4 protein-coding genes and 1 pseudogene are annotated in these 2,872 nt (G+C 44.0%); all 5 read right to left on the bottom strand.

Annotated features, from left to right (window positions below; all coding sequences use genetic code 11):
• Positions 1-51: 51 nt before the first annotated feature.
• Complete coding sequence (locus BUA59_RS24070) at positions 52-390, bottom strand: YHYH domain-containing protein (RefSeq protein ID WP_245813247.1); 339 nt, start codon at positions 388-390, stop codon at positions 52-54.
• Between the two features lie 73 nt (positions 391-463).
• A complete protein-coding gene (locus tag BUA59_RS23300) occupies positions 464-910 on the bottom strand; it encodes an endonuclease (RefSeq protein WP_072842470.1) in 447 nt (148 codons plus the stop codon).
• Between the two features lie 201 nt (positions 911-1,111).
• Entirely contained in the window at positions 1,112-1,342 is a 231-nt protein-coding gene (locus tag BUA59_RS23295) for a hypothetical protein (RefSeq protein WP_051997762.1), read from the bottom strand.
• Positions 1,343-1,612: 270 nt separating this feature from the next.
• Positions 1,613-1,795: a hypothetical protein gene (locus BUA59_RS23290; protein ID WP_024024483.1), complete on the bottom strand. Its 183-nt coding sequence runs from the start codon at positions 1,793-1,795 to the stop codon at positions 1,613-1,615.
• Positions 1,796-2,014: 219 nt separating this feature from the next.
• Positions 2,015-2,461, bottom strand: a pseudogene (locus tag BUA59_RS23285) (IS5/IS1182 family transposase); the annotation flags it as partial.
• Positions 2,462-2,872 lie beyond the last annotated feature (411 nt).

Here is a 2,872-nt window from a genome sequence, read left to right as displayed (position 1 = left end):
CGGTATCGGCGAAGGAAAGCTGATTCATGTCATTCGGTCTTGAGGTAATGGTCAGATCGGCATTGTCTCATATTGGGGACTTAATCGCAGTTTCCCTAACCAATGATCCCAATCATCCCTATTATATACTGAACTAAACTGGCGCTTTTCACGCCTAGCTTCTTGGGTAGCATTTTCAACTTGTAATTGAGCACGTTTACATTTTTCTGTGTGACAATGATATTTGCCTGTTTTAGACGACGTATGTCCTCCGTATTTGTCAACGCCTCCAGGATGCGCTATTGCTAGTTGAGTACAAAAAGAAAAGGCCGTAGCAAACAAAAATAACGTCTGAGAAAATCGTCGAATAAACATATTTATTTGGTTAAAATGTCGTGCTGAAATAAACATAAATATCACCAAAATGTTCTTATAAAGTTATGTCAACTTATTATTAAAGTGGAATCCCGAAAAAAGTAGATAGTTAAAGGGCTGCGAGATAATGTCTACTAAATGCCTTGACAGGTAAAGACCCAACGACCGGGGTGAGGTTGTGCATGTCGGCTTCCATGGCATTGAATGTGGGATTTGTTTTTTGACAATTGCCGCGACCGTCTTCGCGCCAACAAGGAAAATGGTTGGCGGCATTGCTTGCCGCAAAGACATGCTCCCATTCAGTGCGTTGAGCACGGGTTGGCTGATAGGATTGATCCAGTCCGCACGCGGCCGCGTTTTGGCTGGATATAGACCCGCCTGATCGACCTCGCCAATCCCATTGGCAGCGGCAATACAAATCGCCCTGGGTGTTTTGATCGAAATAGACGTGTTGGCGTAGCAAGGTTTTTGCTTGGTCAAAATTGGCTGGGGCCGCATTAGCCAGATTATGAACAAAAACAGCGAGAAAGATCGCAAAAGAAATACGTTTAAACATAGCTCGTCCTTATTTTTTTACTCTATATTCGTGACCGCACTGTTCGAGTTCGTCGTCATCTATATCGTCTTCCTATGGGTATATAACGTAAAAAAGTTCCCTATCATCGTCAACCGCTTTGTCGTGTTCTGATGCGTGCTGGGCGCATTTTGGGCAGTCCCAATAAGCCTCATACTCCGTTTGTACATCACTTATAGTCAATCACCCTATTGTGTTAACTAAATCCACCAAAGCCAGTGTGTCTGCAACCGCACTGTGTGCCGACCCTTTCCATTTCACGCCAGCATGAGCTGCGTCATTGATCAATGAGATCGTGCCGCACTTATTCGTGGGACCGTACTTTTGGGCGGCTATCTCTATGGCGCAATGTCTTTTAATGTCGGCTGTCCACTCAGTGGGTTTATAAAACGCGTTCTCGGTTTGCATCATCATTCGGGCGAATGTCGTATACAGAATTAAAAATGACGAGTGAGCGGCCAGTGAGTAGCGCCTTTAGTTTATCCGAAATATCACTTCGTTATAGCACATTGAGTAAATCATTCATGCTGATATCGTGAACAGCGTGGGCGCGTGAATTTTGGTTAACAGTGGGTACAAGCTTGCTTTTGAGTGTGACAACAGTCACACATTCTTTAGTGTCGCTAGTTTTAATCTCTAGTTGAACAGTGAGATATATTGTGAAAAATAGGTGTAATGTTACTTTTAGAGTAAATCTAATTGCTGCTTTGATGAAGAGGGTGGATGCTCATCTATGACTAATTTTAAGTGGTCTTGAAGATCCTCGATTTTCATAGCTAACTCTGCCTGTGATTCATGAGGAATATTCGAAAGATCTTGAAAGGATATAAGCTCGAGAGAATAGTAAAGTGCTTGAATATTTTCCATGAAAATCAGTCCTTGATTCGGAATTTCGACTCTAATTTTTTAGCATGGTCTGTAGTGAAATGTCAACCCAACGTTAGGGAACGTGCGATTAAGTCAGATTATTAGCACTAAGTCGCAGCTGGCCTGATTCGCTCTTTAATTTACTTAAAACCTCGGTTTTTAGTGTGTCTATTCCCTAGTTGGAGGCTTAAAAGCTCCAACTACCATCATCAAGACGGATTAACCCCGTGCAGACCTTATCATCTGATCCACTCGCAGTATGTTTCCCAGTGCAAACAACACCGCGAGCTTATTGTCATTTTTTGATAGACCTTTATAGACCACTTTGCGGAACCCAAACTGGCACTTCAGTATCCGAAACGGGTGCTCTACTTTTGCTCTGATGCTCGCTTTTATGTACTCAGTATTGATGGGGATTTTATTAATACGGGGATGCTTTTTCCATTCCCGAACCTTGCTTGGCATCTCCGCAATCAACCACTCCAACGTCTTATCTTTGGTTTCCTCACGTTTTTCCACGCCACGGTAGCCTGAGTCAGCAGAGACAAACGTCTCATCGCCATGCATGAGCTCAGTGATTTGGTTTAGGTCATGTTCATTGGCAGAAGTGGTGGTGAAACTATGCACCAAGCCACGTTTGGCATCGACTCCAATATGTGCTTTTAGTCGGGTAAGGACAGTGTGTTACCACACCATCCTCCCCTAAGAACCGTACTTGAGAGTCACCCCTCATACGGCTCAAGCCTCTCAACAGCCTTGATATGACCGAGCTTCACAATGGGGAAATCGATCGATGGCGGCGCTCCAAATAAGCGTTCCATGTCGGATTGTAGGGATTCACTGCACTACGTATTTTAATGTGCCTTACGATCAGAACGGTCGATGCTGAAAACAGCCGCAACCGTTGGCTTATGCCATTAATCCGATCATCAGATCGCAAACACCCAGTGTCTTGCCCCTTCAACATGGAAGTATTTTTTCTGGGTATACGGATTTAATGGTTGATGGGGCACCTTCACCCCATCAATCTGATACCACCCTCAGATGGTTGATAGATCGACTCCGTAGTTGAGTTCC

The sequence above is a fragment of the Marinomonas polaris DSM 16579 genome (assembly GCF_900129155.1).
Classification (GTDB): Bacteria; Pseudomonadota; Gammaproteobacteria; order Pseudomonadales; family Marinomonadaceae; genus Marinomonas; species Marinomonas polaris.
This window is presented reverse-complemented; position numbering and strand designations above follow the sequence as displayed.

Coding starts and splice junctions, on each gene's coding strand:
- BUA59_RS24070 (WP_245813247.1), bottom strand. CDS start 390: ATGTTTATTTCAGCACGACATTTTAACCAAATAAATATGTTTATTCGA.
- BUA59_RS23290 (WP_024024483.1), bottom strand. CDS start 1,795: ATGGAAAATATTCAAGCACTTTACTATTCTCTCGAGCTTATATCCTTT.
- BUA59_RS23300 (WP_072842470.1), bottom strand. CDS start 910: ATGTTTAAACGTATTTCTTTTGCGATCTTTCTCGCTGTTTTTGTTCAT.
- BUA59_RS23295 (WP_051997762.1), bottom strand. CDS start 1,342: ATGATGATGCAAACCGAGAACGCGTTTTATAAACCCACTGAGTGGACA.